19 protein-coding genes are annotated in these 18,582 nt (G+C 62.3%); 8 read left to right on the plus strand and 11 right to left on the minus strand.

Going from position 1 to position 18,582, the window contains the following annotated elements; genetic code table 11:
- Nucleotides 1-2: 2 nt before the first annotated feature.
- Nucleotides 3-1,175 (plus strand): porin, encoded by a 1,173-nt coding sequence (locus AB4Y36_RS04050; RefSeq protein WP_368616487.1) that lies wholly within the window; start codon nucleotides 3-5, stop codon nucleotides 1,173-1,175.
- Nucleotides 1,176-1,187: 12 nt separating this feature from the next.
- Here the strand turns inward: AB4Y36_RS04050 and AB4Y36_RS04055 are convergent, their stop codons facing one another.
- Nucleotides 1,188-1,484 (minus strand): hypothetical protein, encoded by a 297-nt coding sequence (locus tag AB4Y36_RS04055; protein ID WP_028202877.1) that lies wholly within the window; start codon nucleotides 1,482-1,484, stop codon nucleotides 1,188-1,190.
- Here AB4Y36_RS04055 and AB4Y36_RS04060 point away from each other — a divergent pair.
- Nucleotides 1,483-1,638, plus strand: a complete 156-nt coding sequence (locus AB4Y36_RS04060; RefSeq protein ID WP_368682365.1) for a hypothetical protein — start codon at nucleotides 1,483-1,485, stop codon at nucleotides 1,636-1,638. The two genes, AB4Y36_RS04055 and AB4Y36_RS04060, sit on opposite strands and share 2 nt — an antisense overlap.
- Here AB4Y36_RS04060 and AB4Y36_RS04065 read toward each other — a convergent pair.
- The 3 genes from AB4Y36_RS04065 to AB4Y36_RS04075 all read right to left on the minus strand — a co-directional run bounded on the left by AB4Y36_RS04065 (nucleotide 1,590) and on the right by AB4Y36_RS04075 (nucleotide 3,591).
- Nucleotides 1,590-2,204 (minus strand): flavin reductase family protein, encoded by a 615-nt coding sequence (locus tag AB4Y36_RS04065; protein ID WP_368682366.1) that lies wholly within the window; start codon nucleotides 2,202-2,204, stop codon nucleotides 1,590-1,592. The two genes, AB4Y36_RS04060 and AB4Y36_RS04065, sit on opposite strands and share 49 nt — an antisense overlap.
- A gap of 197 nt (nucleotides 2,205-2,401) precedes the next feature.
- On the minus strand, nucleotides 2,402-2,557 hold the full coding sequence (locus tag AB4Y36_RS04070; protein WP_165822904.1) for a hypothetical protein: 156 nt from the start codon (nucleotides 2,555-2,557) through the stop codon (nucleotides 2,402-2,404).
- Between the two features lie 200 nt (nucleotides 2,558-2,757).
- Entirely contained in the window at nucleotides 2,758-3,591 is an 834-nt protein-coding gene (locus AB4Y36_RS04075; protein WP_368682367.1) for a hypothetical protein, read from the minus strand.
- A 376-nt stretch (nucleotides 3,592-3,967) separates the two neighbouring features.
- On the opposite strand from AB4Y36_RS04075, the gene AB4Y36_RS04080 reads away from it, so the two are divergent.
- Entirely contained in the window at nucleotides 3,968-5,053 is a 1,086-nt protein-coding gene (locus AB4Y36_RS04080) for an AGE family epimerase/isomerase (protein ID WP_368682368.1), read from the plus strand.
- A 73-nt stretch (nucleotides 5,054-5,126) separates the two neighbouring features.
- Here AB4Y36_RS04080 and AB4Y36_RS04085 read toward each other — a convergent pair whose 3' ends face one another.
- The gene (locus AB4Y36_RS04085; protein WP_368682369.1) at nucleotides 5,127-6,686 is read right to left on the minus strand and encodes a methyl-accepting chemotaxis protein; all 1,560 of its coding nucleotides are present in this window, start codon (nucleotides 6,684-6,686) and stop codon (nucleotides 5,127-5,129) included.
- A 388-nt stretch (nucleotides 6,687-7,074) separates the two neighbouring features.
- Between AB4Y36_RS04085 and AB4Y36_RS04090 the strand changes: the two genes are divergently transcribed.
- The 3 genes from AB4Y36_RS04090 to AB4Y36_RS04100 all read left to right on the plus strand — a co-directional run bounded on the left by AB4Y36_RS04090 (nucleotide 7,075) and on the right by AB4Y36_RS04100 (nucleotide 8,861).
- Nucleotides 7,075-7,419 (plus strand): plasmid partitioning protein RepB C-terminal domain-containing protein, encoded by a 345-nt coding sequence (locus AB4Y36_RS04090; RefSeq protein ID WP_368682586.1) that lies wholly within the window; start codon nucleotides 7,075-7,077, stop codon nucleotides 7,417-7,419.
- Between the two features lie 329 nt (nucleotides 7,420-7,748).
- Nucleotides 7,749-8,444, plus strand: a complete 696-nt coding sequence (locus tag AB4Y36_RS04095) for a glycine zipper 2TM domain-containing protein (RefSeq protein ID WP_368682370.1) — start codon at nucleotides 7,749-7,751, stop codon at nucleotides 8,442-8,444.
- A 69-nt stretch (nucleotides 8,445-8,513) separates the two neighbouring features.
- Complete coding sequence (locus AB4Y36_RS04100) at nucleotides 8,514-8,861, plus strand: H-NS family nucleoid-associated regulatory protein (RefSeq protein ID WP_368682371.1); 348 nt, start codon at nucleotides 8,514-8,516, stop codon at nucleotides 8,859-8,861.
- A gap of 168 nt (nucleotides 8,862-9,029) precedes the next feature.
- Here AB4Y36_RS04100 and AB4Y36_RS04105 read toward each other — a convergent pair whose 3' ends face one another.
- From AB4Y36_RS04105 to AB4Y36_RS04120, 4 genes are all read right to left on the minus strand, one after another.
- Nucleotides 9,030-9,476, minus strand: coding sequence for a hypothetical protein (locus AB4Y36_RS04105; protein WP_069261424.1), 447 nt, complete (start codon nucleotides 9,474-9,476; stop codon nucleotides 9,030-9,032).
- Nucleotides 9,477-9,623: 147 nt separating this feature from the next.
- On the minus strand, nucleotides 9,624-10,634 hold the full coding sequence (locus tag AB4Y36_RS04110) for a PoNe immunity protein domain-containing protein (protein WP_368682372.1): 1,011 nt from the start codon (nucleotides 10,632-10,634) through the stop codon (nucleotides 9,624-9,626).
- A gap of 23 nt (nucleotides 10,635-10,657) precedes the next feature.
- A complete protein-coding gene (locus tag AB4Y36_RS04115; RefSeq protein WP_368682373.1) occupies nucleotides 10,658-12,226 on the minus strand; it encodes a hypothetical protein in 1,569 nt (522 codons plus the stop codon).
- A complete protein-coding gene (locus AB4Y36_RS04120; protein ID WP_368682374.1) occupies nucleotides 12,223-15,048 on the minus strand; it encodes a type VI secretion system Vgr family protein in 2,826 nt (941 codons plus the stop codon). Before AB4Y36_RS04120 ends, AB4Y36_RS04115 begins: the two co-directional genes overlap by 4 nt.
- Before the next feature lie 432 nt (nucleotides 15,049-15,480).
- On the opposite strand from AB4Y36_RS04120, the gene AB4Y36_RS04125 reads away from it, so the two are divergent.
- Nucleotides 15,481-16,047 (plus strand): alpha/beta fold hydrolase, encoded by a 567-nt coding sequence (locus AB4Y36_RS04125; RefSeq protein WP_368682375.1) that lies wholly within the window; start codon nucleotides 15,481-15,483, stop codon nucleotides 16,045-16,047.
- Nucleotides 16,019-16,327, plus strand: coding sequence for a hypothetical protein (locus AB4Y36_RS04130; RefSeq protein WP_069261428.1), 309 nt, complete (start codon nucleotides 16,019-16,021; stop codon nucleotides 16,325-16,327). Before AB4Y36_RS04125 ends, AB4Y36_RS04130 begins: the two co-directional genes overlap by 29 nt.
- Nucleotides 16,328-16,727: 400 nt before the next feature.
- Here the strand turns inward: AB4Y36_RS04130 and AB4Y36_RS04135 are convergent, their stop codons facing one another.
- Both AB4Y36_RS04135 and AB4Y36_RS04140 read right to left on the minus strand, forming a co-directional pair.
- The gene (locus AB4Y36_RS04135; RefSeq protein ID WP_368682376.1) at nucleotides 16,728-17,729 is read right to left on the minus strand and encodes a transketolase family protein; all 1,002 of its coding nucleotides are present in this window, start codon (nucleotides 17,727-17,729) and stop codon (nucleotides 16,728-16,730) included.
- The gene (locus AB4Y36_RS04140) at nucleotides 17,726-18,577 is read right to left on the minus strand and encodes a transketolase (RefSeq protein WP_368682377.1); all 852 of its coding nucleotides are present in this window, start codon (nucleotides 18,575-18,577) and stop codon (nucleotides 17,726-17,728) included. Before AB4Y36_RS04140 ends, AB4Y36_RS04135 begins: the two co-directional genes overlap by 4 nt.
- Nucleotides 18,578-18,582 lie beyond the last annotated feature (5 nt).

The raw sequence follows: 18,582 nt of genomic DNA on the forward strand, positions 1-18,582 counted from the left end.
GAATGAAGAACACCCTCTCGCTCACCACCGCTGCCGCCGTGATCGGCGCCCTCGGCACGCTCGCCGCGCCCGCCGTCCACGCGCAAAGCTCGGTCACGCTCTACGGCCTGATCGACGCCGGCATCATGTACACGAACAACGTCGCGAGCGGCAAGTCGGGCGGCGCGCTCTGGCAAGCAACGAGCGGCAACGTGAACGGCAGCCGCTTCGGCGTGCGCGGCAGCGAGGACCTGGGCGGCGGCCTGCATGCGGTCTTCGTGCTCGAAAACGGCTTCAACGTGCAGAACGGCAAGCTCGGCCAGGACGGCCGCATGTTCGGCCGCCAGGCCTACGTGGGCCTCGCGAGCGACCAGTTCGGCTCGCTCACGCTCGGCCGCCAGTACGACTCGCTGGTCGACTTCGTCGCGCCGCTCTCGGCCACGGCGGGCACCTTCGGCGACACGGGCTTCGCGCATCCGTTCGACAACGACAACCTGAACCACTCGCTGCGCATGAGCAACGCCGTCAAGTTCACGAGCAACACGTATAGCGGCCTGAAATTCGGCGCGTTGTACGCGTTCTCGAACCAGACCGACTTCGCCGTGAACCGCGCCTACAGCTTCGGCGCCAGCTACATCAACGGGCCGCTCGCCATCGCGGCCGGTTATCTGCAGCTGAACGGCACCCAGGGCGCGACGGCAAGCAGCCCGGGCGCGGTGGATCTCGCGGAATCGACGGCCAACGGCAAGGGCGGCTTCGCGCTCGGCGCCGACCGCCTGCGTTCGTTCGGCGGCGGTATCAACTACACCTTCGGGCCGGCGACGGCGGGCTTCGTCTTCACGCGCAGCGAGTATGCGGGCACCAGCTCGTTCGGCTCGCAGGGCGGCGACATGAGCTTCAACAACTACGAAGTGAACGGGAAGTATCAGTTGAACCCGGCGTGGAGTCTCGGTCTCGCCTACACCTTCACGGACGGCCACGTGAGCAACACGACGACCTACGGCGCCGATCCGAAGTGGAATCAGGTGGACGCGCAGGTCGTGTACCGCCTCTCGAAGCGCACCGACCTCTACGGCGAGGCCATGTACCAGCACGCCTCGGGACACAACTATGTGGCGTTCATCAACACGGCGGGCGGCGCGTCGACGACGGCCAATCAAGTGGTGGGCACGGTGGGGTTGCGCGCCCGCTTCTGATCGCGCTTCTCGTCACAACACGAGCGACAGCGCGATCGACACCCACACGGCAGCCGCGCCGCAGAGAAAGGCGCGGCGCGCCATCAGAAAGCGCGACTCGTCGTTGGGCTTCGCGGGCGAGGTGGCGAGCCAGGGCACGCTGCCGAGGCACGCGAAGCCCGCGAGCGCGATGCCGACGACCACCCGGTCGCCGATGCGCCAGGCAGACGGCTCGTGCAGTCCCCAGTAGCCCAGCGCGATCAGGCCGATCGAAAACATCGTCGAGGCGGCAGAACTGAGCGCCACCACCGATCCCGTCGGAGATTGCATGGATTGCCTCCCTGCGCGCTTCGCGCTGTCGGGCCATTATCGGCGGGCGGGCAGCACGCGGCAACGCCGCGACCCGTTCATCCCGAAGCGCACGCCCGCAGCGGCTTACGCGCTCGGCCGCACCATCTGGAACATCTCGCCGATCTGCGCGTAGTCGGCGCGATAGCCCGCGCGCATCACGGGCTGGGCCGCTTGCGTATCGAACAGGCCGTCCTTCAGGAATTCCTCGCGAATGTGCACACCCACCACCTGCCCCAGCGCGAGCCAGTTGTCCATGGGCGCGCCGTCCAGCGTGTTGAGCCGCACGACCTTCAGCAGCTTGCATTCGAGCGCGGCAGGCGACTCGGCCACATGCGGCACCGCCACGCTGCGGCCCGGCGCGGCCGTGAGGCCCGCGAGCGCGAATTCGTCGACGTCGGCGGCGACCGGCGCGGAGGTGCGGTTCATCTGCGGCGCCAGCGCCTTCGACGTGAGATTCCAGACGAACTCACCGGTCTCTTCGATGTTGCCGATGCTGTCCTTGCGGCCTTCGCTGCAGAACCCAATGATCGGCGGAAACGTGGCGAACGCGCCGAAGAAGCTGTAGGGCGCGAGATTGAGCGCGCCGCTTTTTGCGCGGCTGGAAATCCAGCCGATCACGCGCGGCGCGACGATCGCCTTGAATGGATCGTGCGGCAGGCCATGGCCCTGGGCGGGGTCGTAGAAGTAGGTATTGGACATGATGAGGCTTAGCGATTTCGAGGCGGCATCACTATGACACGAGCCGCGCGCGACTGCCGACAAGCCAGTGGCTTGCAGCCGCCCCAAAACGCAGCAAGGCCGGCTCTCTTGCGAGAGCCGGCCTTGCTGAAGACCTCGCGGTCTGACCGGAGAAACGCGTTGGACGGCGCGCGCCGCCCGAAGCGTTTCAGCTTCGATCAGTCACGCGGCATGCCGAACGGCATGTAGTGCGAACGGCGAACGCGCTCGGCTTCGCGGTGGCGCGCTTCGTACGAGTATTCCGAATCCATCGGCAGATACGGCGACGCGAAGAGGTCGCTTACCTTTTGGAACAGGGCAAAGATGAAGCTCATGGCGACTCCCAGTTAGGCTGCGGTTCAGGGTTTTCCCTAAGACAGAACGAATTATAGGGTTTTCCCTAGAGCAGCGCTAGTGCAGCGCAGCAAAAAAACTGCGACGCGCCGTCGCACGGGGTCGAGCGCAATCGATGCGTTGCAGCAATACAACGCATCGAAATTTCGGGTACAGGGGCAGGATCGCGGGGCGAAGCCGGTCAGCGCGTGGCTTTCTGGGCGCTTTTCGCGTGAGCCGCACGCGTGGAATGGGCCGCTGCGCGGTGCGCGGGCGCGGGCGAGGCCTTGGCGGCCACCGCCTTGGAAGACATACGTGCGGGCGGCGGCGCCGGGGTTTCCGCGGCGGCGGTAGCGGCCGCAGCAGCCGCGGCGGCGGCGGTTTGCGCGGCCACGCGCTGCGACAGGTCGTCGAGCGTGGACTGCTGCTTCAGGATGAATTGCTCGAGGCGCGCCTCGTCGGCGCGGGATTCGTTTGCGAGGCTGTCGAGCCGCACCGACTGCGCGATCCCGAACCCGACCGATGCGAGCACCGCCATCGACGCGGCGGCGAGCATCCACTTTTGTTGCCGCGACGAGGCGACCGCCATACGGCGCTGCTCGGCGAGCGCGCCCTGGAGCGCGTCGAGGCGCTGCGTCAGCGCGTCCGGCTCGGGGGCCGCGTGAGCCGCTTCGGACGCGAACCCGATGGGCTCCACGCCCTCGGCGGGGCCGGCGGCAAACGACGGCTCGGCGACAAAGGCTGCGGGACCCGGTTCCTGCACCACTCCAATGCCCGGCTCCACCGCTTCGGCCACGGCAGGAGCAGCAACTCGTTTCGCCCGCGGCGCGCGGCGCGCAGTCGTTGCAGCCGCAACAGGGCTCGTCGCGCTGGCTTCGTCGACGGGCATTGCCACCGCTTGAGCCGACTCCGGGCTTTCGAAGCCGCTCAGCGTGCCCTGACGCACGGCGGCATCCGCTTCGGCAACGGCCGCGGGCCCGTCGACGGCAAGCGCGTGCGGAGCATCGGATTCGACAGCAAGCGGGGATTCAGTCACGTCGGACGGCGCGGACGTCGCGTGGGGCTGCCACGGCGCGTTGCGTTCGGGATGCGAAGAGCTCAAGGATGCGGTATCTGCGTAATCAGCCATGTGTCAGCGATGCGGTTCGCGTCGCGCGCCGGCCGGTCACGGCCGCTTGGCGACGTCCTCGTGTTCTGGTTCGAACGCGCATTGTCGCATGCCGGAACGCACGGCCAAGGGCTCTTCCCCGACTTACCCAGCCGGCATCGACCGACACCCCGCGCAGGTCAGCCAGGTGCGCAGTCGTGGGCGAGCGTGCTGCGCCGCCTGGAATGTCCCGCGTAGTTTGCGAATGCGTACAATCGCCGGCATTGCTCTTTCGATGCGACGCGCTTCGCCGCAACTTTTCGCCATGAACACACCTACGAGCGCAGCCAGCCTGCGCGAGCATTTCGACCGCGTCGTCCTGCCGATGTGGCGCGGCCCCGGCTTCAATGCCGAACTGCGCCTGCCCTACGAGGCGCTCGATGCGGCCGGCGCGACCCCGCTGCCCGTCACGCGCTACCGCGCGATGGCGTGTGCCCGCCAGCTCTTCGTTTTCTCCCAGGCCGGCGACGCCGCGCACGCGCAAACGCTCTTCGAAACGCTGCGCCACACATATCGGGACCCGCAGCACGGCGGATGGTTCTATAGCGTCGACGCAGCCGGCGCGCCGCTCGACACCACCAAGGACCTCTACACGCACGCCTTCGTGGTGTTCGCCACTGCGGCCTACGGCCAGCGCTTCGGCGCGACCGAGGCGCTCGACGTCGCGCGCGAAACGTCCTCGCTGATCGTCGACCGCTTCGCGGCCCGCGACGGCCTGCTCAACGCGGCGCTCGACGGGTCCTTCGCGAGCGTTACCGGCGGCCCGCTGCAGAATCCGCTCATGCACCTCACCGAGGCCTGGCTCGCGGCGAGCGAGGCGACCGGCGACAGCGCGTTCGACACGGCGATCACGCGGCTCGTCGAGGCCCTCGCGCGCGGCTTCCTGCACGCGCCGACGGGCTGCATCGCCGAATTGCCGGTCGGCGCGGCGGACAACCGCCTCGAGCCCGGTCATCAGTTCGAATGGTTCTGGCTGGCTTCGCGTGCGGGCGCCCGGTTGGGCGCGTCGGGACTGGACGAAGCGCTCGCGCGCGCCTTCGTCTTTGCACAGAAGCACGGCGTCGACCCGGAAACGGGCGCCGTGGCGGCCGCGCTCGACGAGCAGGGCCGGGTGATCGATGCGACGCAGCGTATCTGGGCGCAAACGGAATACTTGCGCGCGCTCGCCACGCACGGCGACGCCGCGGTGCGCGCCGCGCTCGCGCCGCAGATCGGGCGCTTCGCGCCGCGCTTTCTCACGCCGCAGGGCTGGGTGGAATGCCGCAGCGCAAACGGTGACGTGGCGCGCGCGGACATGCCGTCCACGACGCCGTATCACCTCTTGACGGCCTATCAGGGCATGGGCGTTTGAGGCACAACCACGCGAAGCGCCGAGGCAGACGGGCGCAAGCCCGCCGCCAAGGCGCCCAGACCGCTCGAGTCGCTTAGGCCGCCAGCACCGCCGGCGAAATCTCGAACGCCGCCACGGCCTCGGAAAGCTGGCGCGTCTGCTGATGCAGCGAAGCCGCGGCAGCCGCGGCCTCCTCGACGAGCGCCGCATTCTGCTGGGTCATCTGGTCCATCTGCGAGACGGCCTGATTCACCTGATCAATGCCCGTGCTCTGCTCGAGCGACGAGGCGCTGATACCCGCCATCATCTGCGTGGCGCGCGAAATCGAGTTCGACACCTCGCGCATCGACTCGCCCGCGCGCTCCACCAGCTCCGAGCCGCCGCGGATCTGCGAAACCGACTCGCTGATCAGCGTCTTGATCTCCTTGGCCGACTGCGCGCTGCGCTGCGCGAGCCCGCGCACCTCGCCCGCCACGACCGCGAAACCCCGGCCCTGCTCGCCTGCCCGCGCCGCTTCCACGGCCGCGTTGAGCGCGAGAATGTTGGTCTGGAACGCGATGCCGTCGATCACGCCGATGATTTCCGCGATCTTGTCCGAGCTTTGCGCGATGCCGCGCATGCGCTCGACCACCTCGCCCACCACGGCGCCGCCGCGTGCGGTCGCGTCGAGCGCCGCCTCGGCCAGCGCGTTCGCCTCGCGCGCGTTGTCGGCCGTGTTGCGCACCGTGCCCGTCAGTTCCTCCATGCTCGCCGCCGTCTGCTCCAGCGACGCCGCCTGCGATTCGGTGCGCGCCGAAAGATCGGCGTTGCCGGTGGCGATCTCGTCGGCGCCCACGTTGATCGAGCCCGCCGTTTCGCGCACGGTGTGGACCGTGCGCGCCAGGCTCGACTGCATCAGCGCAAGGCCCTGGAACAGCCGGCCGATCTCGTTCTCGCCGCGCGCGGCGATGCGCTCGTCGAGGCGCCCGCGCGCGATGCGCTCGAAATGGCGGCCCGCTTCCTCGAGCGGCTCCACTACGCCGCGGCGCAGCGCGAGGTGCACGCCGGTCGCGAGTGCGATCAGCAGGACCAGGATGACGATGCCGACGATCTGGAAGAGCGCGAGGCGCGAGTCGATCGAATCGAGCGAAGCGCGGCTCGCCGCGGCGTTGAACTGCGTGAAAGCGTGCAGCTCCGCGAGATAGGCGTCCTGGTACGACTGCGTCGGCTGATCGAGGAAGGCCTGCAGATTGTTGCCGTTGAGGTCATCGATCAGCTCGCCGAGCGCCTTGCGGTACACCTGATAGCGCTCGCCGAGCGCGGCGACGCGCGCGCGATTGTCGTCGTTGATCGGCGGGACGGCCATGAGCGCCGCGAACGTGGTGTCGGCGGCGGCCAGCTGGTCGCGCGCGTGATTGACCATATCGGTCGGCACCGTGCCGCCGCGGACCATGCGCGTGCCCGCGCGCGAGAGATTGATACGGGCGTCCATCAACTGCTGGGTGATGACGTTGGCGGCGCTAGCCTGCCGCAACGCCACTTTCGAGAGGTCCGCCACGTCGTCGTGCGTGCGCGTAAGCGACCAGTAACCAAGTCCTGCCGTCACGAGCTGTAGTACGCAGAACGCGACGAGGACACACAACAGGCCGGATGCGACCTTGATCTTGCTGAACATCGGGACACCTGGATGGCAGTGAATGAGTGAGGCGCGAGCATGTGATCGCTCGGGCCCGCACTGCGTTTACGGCCACGCAAAGCCGGTTTTTGAGCCCTAAACGGTGAAAAAATGCCCCAAAATGCGCAACGGATCATTTCGGCAATGGTTACACGGTCATTCCATGCATTTCTCGCAACAATAGAATGCCGGCTGGACGCTTACGGCATATCGGATGAGGCCGCCGTGCTGCATGCCGACAAAGCCTGCCCGGCGACAACTTTCAAGGCGCTGAAGCAGATGAAGCCGTCTGGGCAAATGGAGGCTGTCGAGCTCATGTGGGCAGGGAAACTTAACGGCAGCCTTTGCGCGGGCGATTGTTGCTGCCACTCCGCCGGAGCAACTCGAAATTGATGCTGGTACTCGTGGGAAACTGGGCAACGAAGTGTCAGAGCAGCTCGCTCATCTCGACCGTGAACTCGCAACGCTTCAAACTGGTGTAGCACAGACCGATGAACGCCATGGCATCGAGCAGCTACATCTCACGGTGTCAGCCGCTTATATTGCAACACTCCTCAGCAATGAGCGCGTGAGCCGTTGGCTATATGAGCATCATCGCGACTTTGCTGCGCAATTCGAAACCATCAGCCTGGAAGCTCGGAATGAACGCTTCAGGTCGGATTCGAGTGGACCACGGTCGAAAAATTTTCGCCGTATCGGGGAAAAGCGACCTGGTGTTTCCTCGCAAAGGTAACTTGCATCGCCGTGTTAGCGCCAGTCGTTCGGCGTGAGTCGAGCGACTGGGCTACCCTCTGGCCGCAATTCACTTGGGGCAGTGCGAGGCACGTACCCAGCCAAGTCACCTCTTTGGACGATTAGTACCACGGACGGGCGACGCAACCAGAGAATTATCAGGACTCGGAGACAGAGCTGACGTCCTTGACGCTTTAACGGTCCGCCCTCGAAGACGCTTTCCCTTGCCCCTCCGTAGAGCACTACAACTGCTTACAAATCTCACACTGGCCCGGTGCACCGCTGTGTCGATTGCGGCGTTCTTGCTGACACACCTCAACGGAGCGCGACATGAGCACCAATCTGAATTCCGGTTCACCGCAGCGTAGTCGCATTCATCCTTTGGTTGCTGGCGCAGCCGTGGCAGTCATCCTGGCCAGCGCTACAGGTATCGCGGCGATGACAGGCGTGCTTCCGACATCCCGAGCTGTGACCGCTCCTCCGACGCAAGCTATTCCGGTCGCTGCACAAGTCGCGAGCACACCGGTCGCTTCACCGCAATCGAGCGCGGAGCAGCGCGTGACCAGGGAGGAAGCGCCCGCCCAGCCGCGCGTCCATCATCACCATAGCGTGCCAGTTGAGCAGCCCCCGCGGTATGCAAACAACGACACATATCAATCGTCGGCACAACCGGCTCCGAGACCAGTCGCCGTTGACCCGTACGCCGGAGAAGTCGTCGCAGTCAATACGGTCCAGGAACCCGAGCCGACAACGGGTCTCGGAGCCGTAGGCGGTGCAGTCGCCGGCGGGCTGTTGGGAAATCAGGTCGGCGGAGGGCGCGGTCGCGTTCTGGCAACGATTGCCGGCGCCGTCGGCGGTGGCCTTGCAGGCAATGGCATTGAGCATGCTGTTCGCAAGGCGACGAGTTACCAGGTGCAGGTCAGAATGCAGGACGGTAGCTACCGGAACTTCAACTATTCAACGCAGCCGCCGGTCCAGGTCGGCGAGCGCGTTCATGTCTCGGGTGACTCCCTGAGCGCGTCGTAATCAGCCTGTGTTATCCTGGCGACCTGCGATTACCTGCTCAAGGATTGCATTCAGGGCGAGCACAACTAGATGGACGGACGAAAACGCGAAAGCATAGTGCCCTATCTTCGGCGCAAGATGGCTGAGCTCGAAATCGACCCAGAGGATGTCGCCGCGTCGATTGCCGCGGACCAGAAAAACCAGAAAAGAATGCGAGCGGCAAAGTATCACGACGCATTTGGCAACACCTGGGACGGCAAGGGCAATACCCCTCAGTGGGTCGTGCAGGCGACGAGCGCGGGCCAATCGCTCGAGCATTTTGCAATCCGTGCGCCGGTAGAACCACAATCGGGCAAGCGCGCTGACGTAGACTGGCGACAGGACCCGTTTGCGGGTACCAGACTGGCCACGGTCCGGCCCGAGCCACTTCACGCGTAAGAACTGTGCGTAGCGTCTCGTGCGAGGTGGCTTCGGAGCACGCTCATCGTTCAGAGAGGAAATCGGTGGTCTCGAAGAGCTCTTCCAGCTTCCTCTTGAGTGGACGCTCACGCATCCAAACTTCATTGGTCGCGATCTGCACGGAGTGTTTCACTGTCGACCCGTTGGCTATTCGACGTTGACGACGTCTGAGCAGCGATGGGAGCCCGGCGTAATAGCGATGTGCTTCGCAATGGTCGAGGATTGCCCGCAGAGGTCGGTCACCTTAAGCTTGGAAAGGTCGAAGACGAACTTTTTCCCCTTCCTTGTCACCAGAATCTCGCCAGCGCTCGTGGAGAAAGACTGAACGCCCGGTGCAGTGTCAGACACCGTCGCTACATTGGAGTCGACAGAGCACGAGTTGATGCTCTCCTCGGCCGGAGTGCCTGCCGTGTAGCTGAACTTGCTCACCTTCTCGTCGTCGACGGTCACATGCAGGTAATGGCTAACAATATTCCGGTCCGCCGTGCATCGGTACGTGACAGGTTTGGCCTGGCTCGTGCCAACGGCGGACGCAAGTGCCGGGACCGCCACGGCGAGGGTCGAGACAGTCCTCTGTATCAGGATTCGGGTCATTTTTGAATCGCTTCCCGCTCGCGCGTGGGCGGGGTGTCTGCGATTTCACGCAGTCAGCACGCGGATAATCTTCCGTTGATTTGCTGACGCGCCCAGAAATCTACTTCCGTACGCAGCGTGCCCTTGCTGACTGAACTCACCTAGACCTCAGGCTTTACGTTCGAACTCCCACAGCGCCGGCTGTGATCGGTACGCGCCATTCCGGTCGGGTGCGAAGACATCCGGCATCGCATCCCCCTGATTTACCAGCACACCAGGTACGTTGTGGCCTCGTGCTTTCCAAACGCCGGTTTCCGGACACGTCTGCCCCGTTCGTACCGTCATTGGTCCACTATCCCGGCGTATTGGCGCGCCGTCTTCCGCTGCATCGAAGTTGCGCGCGAAATCAGCGAGGTCCTTCGGATACAGCAGATGGTCGCGGAAAGAGCTGTCGTCCAGCTGCAGCAGAAATGCGACCGCTGCCGCCTCAACTGCCCAGTAGCCGACGTAGGTACCCTTGCCATTCTTCTGGGCTTCCAGATGTCCGTCGTGCCATGGAGCTGCGGCCATTCCCGGATACCAGGCTTCGAGGTATTCCGTCATGTCGTCGACAGATTCCTTCTTCGTCTCGCGATAGAGACTGAACACGAGGGGCCGATACGGCACGTCGTGATACCAGCTATCTACGTTGATTCGACCATCGAGTTCGTAAGCCAGCAGGTCCTCATACAACGTGTCCTTCCCCCGATAGGAGGGGTCAAACATCTCGACGATGCGCGGCAGCAGGTCACGTCGATGCAGCAGGTAGCAAAAGCCGATGAGCTGCATCGCCGTTTCATATTCGCCAATTTCTTCAAAGACCAATGGCGGTTCGCCGGCATCCTGTCGATTCAGCCGTTGAGCTTTCGCGTACCGTTCAAAGGCTTCGAGAACCGGCTCAAGTTCACCACGCAGCAGCTTGAGGTCCGCTCCACCTGTATACAGGAGTAGGAAGCGTCGATAGACATCGGAAACGAGGTAGCGCTGCGTCAGCGCCTTCCGCTCGTTCTCATTGCTGCCGGTTGGCGCAGTATTTTCGGACCAGTACGCGATGCCGTCATCAAGGAGGTCCAAACGCCACTTGAAGTAGTCCTCGCCAAGAAAGCGTTGCCGCCGTGTCGAATCGAAGTCTTCGTTCATATCCATAATCTCTTAGCCCTAGGCTATCTTATCCTGCTCGCTTTCAGCTTGACCGCTTCTTCAACCTCTCCCTCCTTGTAGTGATGGGTGAAGGGAAGGTCGTGGTCAGTATGGTCGTGTTCAGCGCCCGTCGTGAGCGCTTCGACGTGTTGCACGGCGGACGGAAGGTAGAACGGGACGTACAGCAGATGTCGCGAGTACCCGGACCTCAAAATCGTGTTGACCAGGCCTTGGTCCGAAACGGCTCCGGAGAGCTTGGCTTCAATCCACTCGTGACTCATCTGGACCCGGGCGATTTTTGCACTGCTCGGTCCGGTCGCGGTGGTCTTGTCCTTCGGCGTTGTGTCCGCTGTCGGCGGTGCGGAGTCGGCTTGCTGCTTTCTCGCAGGACTGCTCTCATTTGCGGAGCCACCTGGTGTTGGTTTTCCACCGCCAGGAGCGGGCTTACCGCCGCCAGGCTTGCCGCCACCTTTGGTCGGCAACGCTGGTCCCGCGTCGTCCGGCGGCTCAAGCAGGTCCTGAGCAGGAGGGCGCACCGCCTCCTTAATCGTTCCGAGTTTGCTGGCGATATTGTGCTTCGCGTTCGGGTCTTGCAGCTTTCGCGTTGTCGTCGACGATTTCATTTCGACGATGGCGAAGTCCTTCATCTGGTTGCTAAAAGGGGCGGCACGCCAAACACCGTCGATGCCGTGACCACGTGCCTTGACGTCGAAAAGCTTGTTCAGCTTGCCCTTATCGTTGAGCTTGCCCATAACCCGCAGCCCCGGCTGCTCACTCCACTTGCCGCTCAGGCCTTTGTCGTGGTCCTTCCAGCCATTTCCCCATTTAAGCTTTTCATAGCAGTAATAGTCGCCGATGTGCTCACCCAGAATGCCCGTGATATTCGTCGTGATGTCGGTGACAGCGAGCTTGGCATTGACGACGCCGCGCGAGGGCGTCGGCACAGGTCGGTCCTGGCCTGTTTTGGCTTCTTCGCCCTTTGCACCTGGCTTGTCAGTCGTTCGGTGCTCCTCGAGCGTGCTGACGGCTGACGAGTTCGGCTGCTTTTTGCGCCAATGAAGCAGCTTGCGCTGGACGAACTGCGCGAGCCAGTATGGCAGGTTAGTTTCTACAAAGGCCAGTGCCTGCATGAACGTGGCTTGAACACTCGTAGGCATCTCGCGATACAGCCAGGACTTCTGGATATGTTCACGAGCCTCCGTGAGGTACGTCTTGACGCCCGTTGCATCGAACAGCTTGTCGATGAGCGCATCCGGGCTGGTCTGGAGGTGCGCACGCTGAAGCACCAGACGCAGAATGTCGAACAGCAGTGGGCCATATATTTCGGACTTGTGGTTGACCAGGCGAAACGTCCGCTTGACGCCGGCGCCGACGACAGGAACCCAACCCACGACGGCGAATACCAGGTCGATGCCGGCCTCGATTTTCGTTATCTCGTCCACACTTTCGCGAGCGTTCCAGACGGTCCAGACACTTTCCGTCGTGTCGTAGACGTTCTGCGCGACGTAGAAAAGCGGGAAGGCGTTAGACGCCATCGACAGCCCAATCTCCTTGGCCGCATCTTCGATTGCCTGCTGGTCGTTTGCGTTCATGTCACGTCCGGTCGGCCAGAGAATTTGTTGAACAGGCTGAAGAGGTTTTCGTCCGTGATGCCTTCATGGCCGCCTGCGTGGAGTTCCTTGAGGATGTCTTCCTGCTCAAGCGCCTTCGCAGCCTGCACGGGCTGCAGGGTGAAGGGTCGCGCGTCTTCTCCGAAGAAGACCTTGGCGGGCCCGTCGGGCACGTCCCGAAGCAGGGCATGCCCGTTGCCGTCGAGCTTGCCCGCCATCGTCGTGCCGTTTTCGAACGCCACCTTGTAGGGTGCATTGGGCACGGCCTTCAGGTTGTCGTCCATCAGGTTCAGCTCGAGCTTGTTGTGCAGGTCGCCCTTCGGCAATGTGGGCAGGTCATAGGGACTGCTCGTGGGGCCGTTGAATGCATGCTGCGCACCCTTGATGTCTATCTGCCCGGGAGCATGAATCTCGATGTTGCCATCCTTGATACGGATGTACGCGCCCCCGGCGGTCAGCAGGACGCCCTGGCTCGCAGCCACTTCCACGTTTTCGGAGGCCGACAGCACCTTCACTGTCTTCTGCGCGGTCAGCTCGACGTTGTCCGAGTGCGCGCGAATCTCGAGCTTGCCCTTCGCGGCAAAGAGCTTCATCCCTGCGTTCTGGACGAAGAGGCTGATTTTGTCGGTCACGCTCGCAAGCAGCGACTTGCCAGTGGCGATGTGCGTGCTTTGACCGCTGACCAGGGTGAGCTGCTCGTCCGCGCTCATGTGCAATGATTGCTGCGTCGAGACGCCGATTCCCGCCGGGCTCGCCGCCAGGAGAATGGGCTCCTTGAACGCATTGGCGGAGCCAGTGCCGCCGCCGGCTGTGCGCCCGCTGCTTGCCTGGCCCTGGGCGCTATCAGTCGACGCTGCGGTGAAGGCTTTGAGCGCGTCCTGGCCTGCTTGCAAGCTTTCGGCCTGATGCGTCGTGCTCGCGCTGTTGAGCGATTCGAGAAGGTTGCCTGCGCCTGACAACTGCCCTCGTGCGGCGCTTACGTCAAGTTGCTGCGCGTTCGTGCCTGCGGCTGCGTGAGTCGAGAGGAACAGCCCGCGGTTCGCGCGCAGCGCGCCGTAGGCATCGGTGCGTAGTTCGAAGCCGCTGCCGAGATAACTGCCACGCGTGTTGCCGTCCTGGGCAATGAGGTAACCCATGTGCAGCATGGAGTTGCCTTGGGACGATAGCAATTGAAGCCGATTCTGGGCTGTTGCGTCGTCCATGACGAGCTGGTTGTAGCCGCCCGCGCCACCGTATTCTCGCGACCGAAAGCCAGAGAGGATGCCATTCGAGTGCCAATGCGGCTGCGTCGCGCCGTTATAGACACGCCCTGTCGCGATGGGCCGGTCGCAATCACCGCCGACCCAGTCGATGGTCACTTCTTCGCCGATGCGGGGCACGTGGACGCTACCGTAGCCGCTTCCGGTGTCCGAGAAGGCGGCGCGCACCCAGCATGTCGAGGCGGACGCCTCACGTCGGTCCCAGTGCATGCGCACGAGGATGCGGTTGAGCGAATCGGTGTAGACCTCTTCGTTCTCCGGGCCCGTCACCGTTGCCGTCTGAAGGTGCATGACCGGCTTGCGGTGTTCGAACGGGCTGCGAAACGGAACCTTCAGTCGCTGCGCCTCGACCTCGACGAGAAAGAAGCCATCGCTGCCATCGCCGACGGAATCTTCGACCGAGAACGTAGCTGCGCACTGCTCATAGGTAGCGCGAACCGCCGCCAGACGTTCAGAGAGGCTATGCGGGAACGCGTGAGTCTCGCTAACGGGGATATTGTTCCGGATGTACCACGAGGCTTCGATGACCGCGAACTTCCGGTCCTCGCCGTCGTCCTGTTCGTGAGCAGGATGGTTATCCAGCGAGAACCAGCGGCCGACGTCGATGCTGCGCAGGCCTCCGACGCCAAAAAAGCGCTTCGCGCGCGACTCCCACTCTTCCAGCTTGAGCTTGGTGAGCTTGTCGCCACGGTCGCTTTCCTGCCAGCTATAGGCGCCTGTGTATTCGTAGACCTCCGCCTGTTCCGGCAGGTCGCCCTGATTCGCGACAGTCGGAAACGAAGTCTCCTTGGTGGTACCAGGATTCTTGTAGTCAAAGGTGCGCGAGCTGTAGCTCGTGCTTTGAAGCGTGCGCGTGCCGGACCACTGCACAAGCGCTTCCGTCTGGCTGGAGCTGCCGGCACGGTAGAAGTCGACCTCCTGGGGCGACATGGCCTTGAGCGAATAGAGGTCATCGGTCACGACAAGCGTGTGCGACTTACCATCGTCGGCATGCTCGAAGTAGTAGAACCAGCCTTCGGACTCGAGCAACCGATGCACGAAAGTCCAGTCGTCCTCGTACTGAACGCAGAATGACCGAACCGGTGATGCGTTTTGAATGTCAAACCGGAACGCCCCGGCCGCCTGCGGATGCATCTGAAAAACAGATTCGAGGATAGCCTCTACTGACTTGTCCTGGAAAACCTGCGCGTCCTTGCGGAACTTGAGGAAATGCAACCATGAGGAGTAGCCCAGTTGGTAACTCGTTAGCTCCCCGTCGGCGCCAAGCCGGCGCGCGGTATGCACGTAGCCATGCTGCGGGCGATAGGACTTGTCGGCACGCTGAAGCCAGAGCGTGACCGGTTGCGCAACAAGGGACTTCAGCTCAAGCGAACCGTTCGTCGATACAGCGTCGATGACGTATTCGAAGTTGCGGCCAAGGCGTGATGTGCCCATCACGGTTTGCGGCAATAGCGCATTCGCCCCCGCAGGGGAGTCGAGTTTTACGAGCCGGTCAGTCTGAAATAATGCAGACTGCATAAATGAGATAATGTCCTGCGCTCCCATTTAGATTTTCCTTGTCGGGGCATCCCTTAAAGTCGACCGAAATCATAAGGGGATTTTTCCGGCTCGACAATTCCGGCTGGTTGAGACTCTCCGCATTTAACACTCCCTGATGAAAGCGTCATGACCGCCGCGCTCACCTGCGGGCAATCTTCTGCAGTCTTGCCTGATGTATCGCCATACGCCACGCGTTGATTGGCACGCCTCAACCAGCTTCGCACGGTCATTTTGATATGGCGGCACTCGTCGATGTAAGAGCGGTTGAATTGGGGCACACGGCAGTGATGGAACGCGTTGAAAAATCACCGCATCTCGCTAGCACCTCAGATTTCTTCATTTTCGTCTTCCCCCTTGAATAATCACCCGGAGACGCAACTATTCCCGTACTTTGCAAGTCCATCACACAGCCATAATCTAACTTCCAGGAACTGGACCGTGCGCCTGATTTTCCGAATTGGCCTAATCTTGCTGTCAGTACTCGCCGCGCTAGTTGTTGCGGGAACAGGCTACGAAGCGCTCCAGCGGTACCTCGCGGCGAAGAACCATCAACCGCCGGGTGAGATGGTGAACATCGGCGACCGGCGCATACAGCTCAACTGCACTGGCAATGGCTCTCCGACGGTGGTGTTCGAATCCGGCTTGGGCATTAGCGGTTCGCTGGACTGGTCGGCCGTCCAGCCATCCGTTTCGAAGGTCACCCGCGCCTGTTCATATAGTCGCGCAGGAATCATGTGGAGCGACCGCAGCTCAGAAGCACAAGATGCCAAATCGGTTGCTGAAGATTTGCATCGCGCATTGCAGGTCGCTGGGGAACGCGCCCCCCTCGTGCTAGTCGGTCAATCGCTCGGTAGCGCTTACATCATGACTTATACAAGGAGCTATCGCGTTGCAGAGAACGTTGGACGTTCCACACGGAAGACGTTAATCTGGAAGCACTTCATGAACAGTCTGACCACCGTCAAGGAGCTGGCACATGGAAGTGAGCACCGAAGCGCTTGTTGAGATGCTGTGTGAAGTCGAGGCAGAAGACCCAATCGACTATGCGGACCTACCGTTCGGCGAACAGGAGCTACGACGCCTTGTCATGTGCTCGCTGGTAGAACGGCACCACGTTGTAGAGGCGGCGATGTCGGACTCGGACCTCCATGCGATGTACCTGCTGAGCACCGCGAAGCTTGTTCTCGAGAACACGGTGCTCCACGCTCGTCTGCTTTTGCTTCAGGGACAACAGGTCGACATTCAGTCGCTCCTCGCTCCGTTCACCCTCAAGGGCAAAAAATAACGAGGCGGAATGCGTACCGAGAGAAGAGCTCGTTTTGTCTCCTCCTCAGTACGCAGCCAAGGCACCGCCTTCGCAAACCTAGCTGTGCAGAAACCGGTGCACGGCCCGTCAAACGCAGTATGCGAACCCTGCCGCGAATACGCTAGTCCGAGGTCGTCTCTTGAGCCCTGAGTTCAATCCATGTTGGCTGGTGCCTGACGCTCGCAAGAAACACGGCGAGGTCACCACGGGCTATAGATGCCGTCACATCGCTTTCCCGCGGCGCGAGACCTGGATAAAAAATGGCCCACCGGTAGTGGGCCTAGTCCATTCCACGTGATACATGGAGGAGACGCTTGAAAAGCGAGTATCGCCAGCGTACGCATCTCCTACACGCGAACGCCTGCTGACCAGCTGACGTTTAAGTCAGCCACTGTTTGATGTTGGCCGCCATGACATTTGTCGAAATGCCATAGCGGTCGTGGAGCGTCGGCAGTGCACCGGCGTCGAGAAACTCGTCGGGCAGCGCGACCTGTTTGAACGTACACGAAACGCCAGCGCTCAAGAGCGTGGTTGCGACAGCTTCACCCAAACCTCCTATAACCGTATGGTTTTCAGCGACGACGACCATGCGCCCCGTCCGCTTCGCCTCGCGGATGATGGTCTCCGTGTCGAGCGGCTTGATGGTCGGAACGTGCAGCACTGCAACGTCCACCTTGTCCGACGCCAGCGCTTTCGCAGTTTCCAGCGCACGCATTGTCATGATGCCCGACGAGATGATGAGGACGTCGTTTCCGTCACGCAGCATTTTTGCTTTGCCGAGTTCGAACCGGTAGTTGTATTCGTCGAGCACTGCCGGCACGTTGCCCCGCAGGAGACGAGCATACACAGGTCCTTTGTGTGCAGCGATGGCCGGTACCATCTGCTCGATATCAAGTGCATCGCAGGGGTCAATCACCGTCATGTTCGGCATTGCTCGCATGAGTGCCAAGTCTTCGGCGGCCTGGTGGCTTGGCCCATAGCCGGTCGTCAGGCCCGGCAAGGCGCAAACGATTTTGGCATCGAGGTTGTCCTCCGCGATGGTCTGGTGAATGAAGTCGTACGCCCGCCGCGTCGCGAATACTGCATAGGTGGTGACGAACGGCTGCGCTCCTTCGTGGGCGAAGCCAGCGGCGGCACCCATGAGAAGTTGCTCTGCCATGCCCATCTGGTAGTACCGCTGCGGAAACTCCTTCGCGAAGATATGGAGGTCGGTGTACTTGCCCAGGTCGGCCGTCATGCCAATGACATTCGTCTTCGCGCGAGCCAATTCGACAAGTGCATGCCCGAACGGCGCGGAGCGTGTCACCTGGCCTTCGCCGGCGATGGACGCAATCATCGCCGAGGTCTTCAGACGAGGCTTTTTATCGACGACCGAGTTCATGCTTTGCTCCTTGCAAAAGTTTCATCAAGTGCATCCAGCGCCAGCTTCCATTCATGAGCGTCCACCCGGATGAAATGGTTCTTCTCCCGTTGCTCGAGGAACGGTACGCCGCAGCCCATCTTCGTGTCGCACACGACGATTCGCGGCTTTGCCTCCTTCAGGTTTCGAGCGTTGTCGAATGCCGCCTTCACGGCATTGATGTCGTTCCCGTTCACGCGTTGCACGTACCAGCCGAACGCTTCGAGCTTCGGAACGAGCGGCTCGAAGGCCATGATTTGCGTCGACGGGCCGTCGGCCTGCTGGTTATTGACGTCGACCATCGCAATCAGGTTGTCCAGCTTCCAGTGCGCTGCCGAGAGGAGACCTTCCCAGATGGCTCCTTCGTCAAGTTCACCGTCGGAGAAGAGCGTGTACACGAACGATTTAGAGCCTTTGCGCTTGAGTCCGAGACACCGGCCCACGGCAATCGTTAGCCCCTGGCCGAGCGACCCACCGGACATCTCCATCCCCGGGGTGTAGCTCGCCATTCCGGACATGGGCAGACGGCTGTCGTCGCTGCCGTAGGTCTCCAGTTCTTCTTCGGGAAGAATGCCCGCTTCGAACAATGCAGCGTAGAGCGCGATCGCGTAATGACCATTCGACAACAGGAATCGGTCCCGGTCCTCCCAGTCTGGCTCCGCCGCGCGGTAGTTCATCGCGCCGAAATATGAAACGGCCAGAACGTCAGCGATGTCGAGCGCTTGGCCGATATAACCCTGGCCCTGTACTTCGCCCATTAGCAAAGCGTTACGGCGGATGCGGTATGCGCGCTCAGCGAGCGACACATCCTCGATGACGGTTGTACTCATTTACT

This window comes from Paraburkholderia sp. BR10936 (assembly GCF_040965735.1).
GTDB classification, from domain to species: Bacteria; Pseudomonadota; Gammaproteobacteria; order Burkholderiales; family Burkholderiaceae; genus Paraburkholderia; species Paraburkholderia nodosa_A.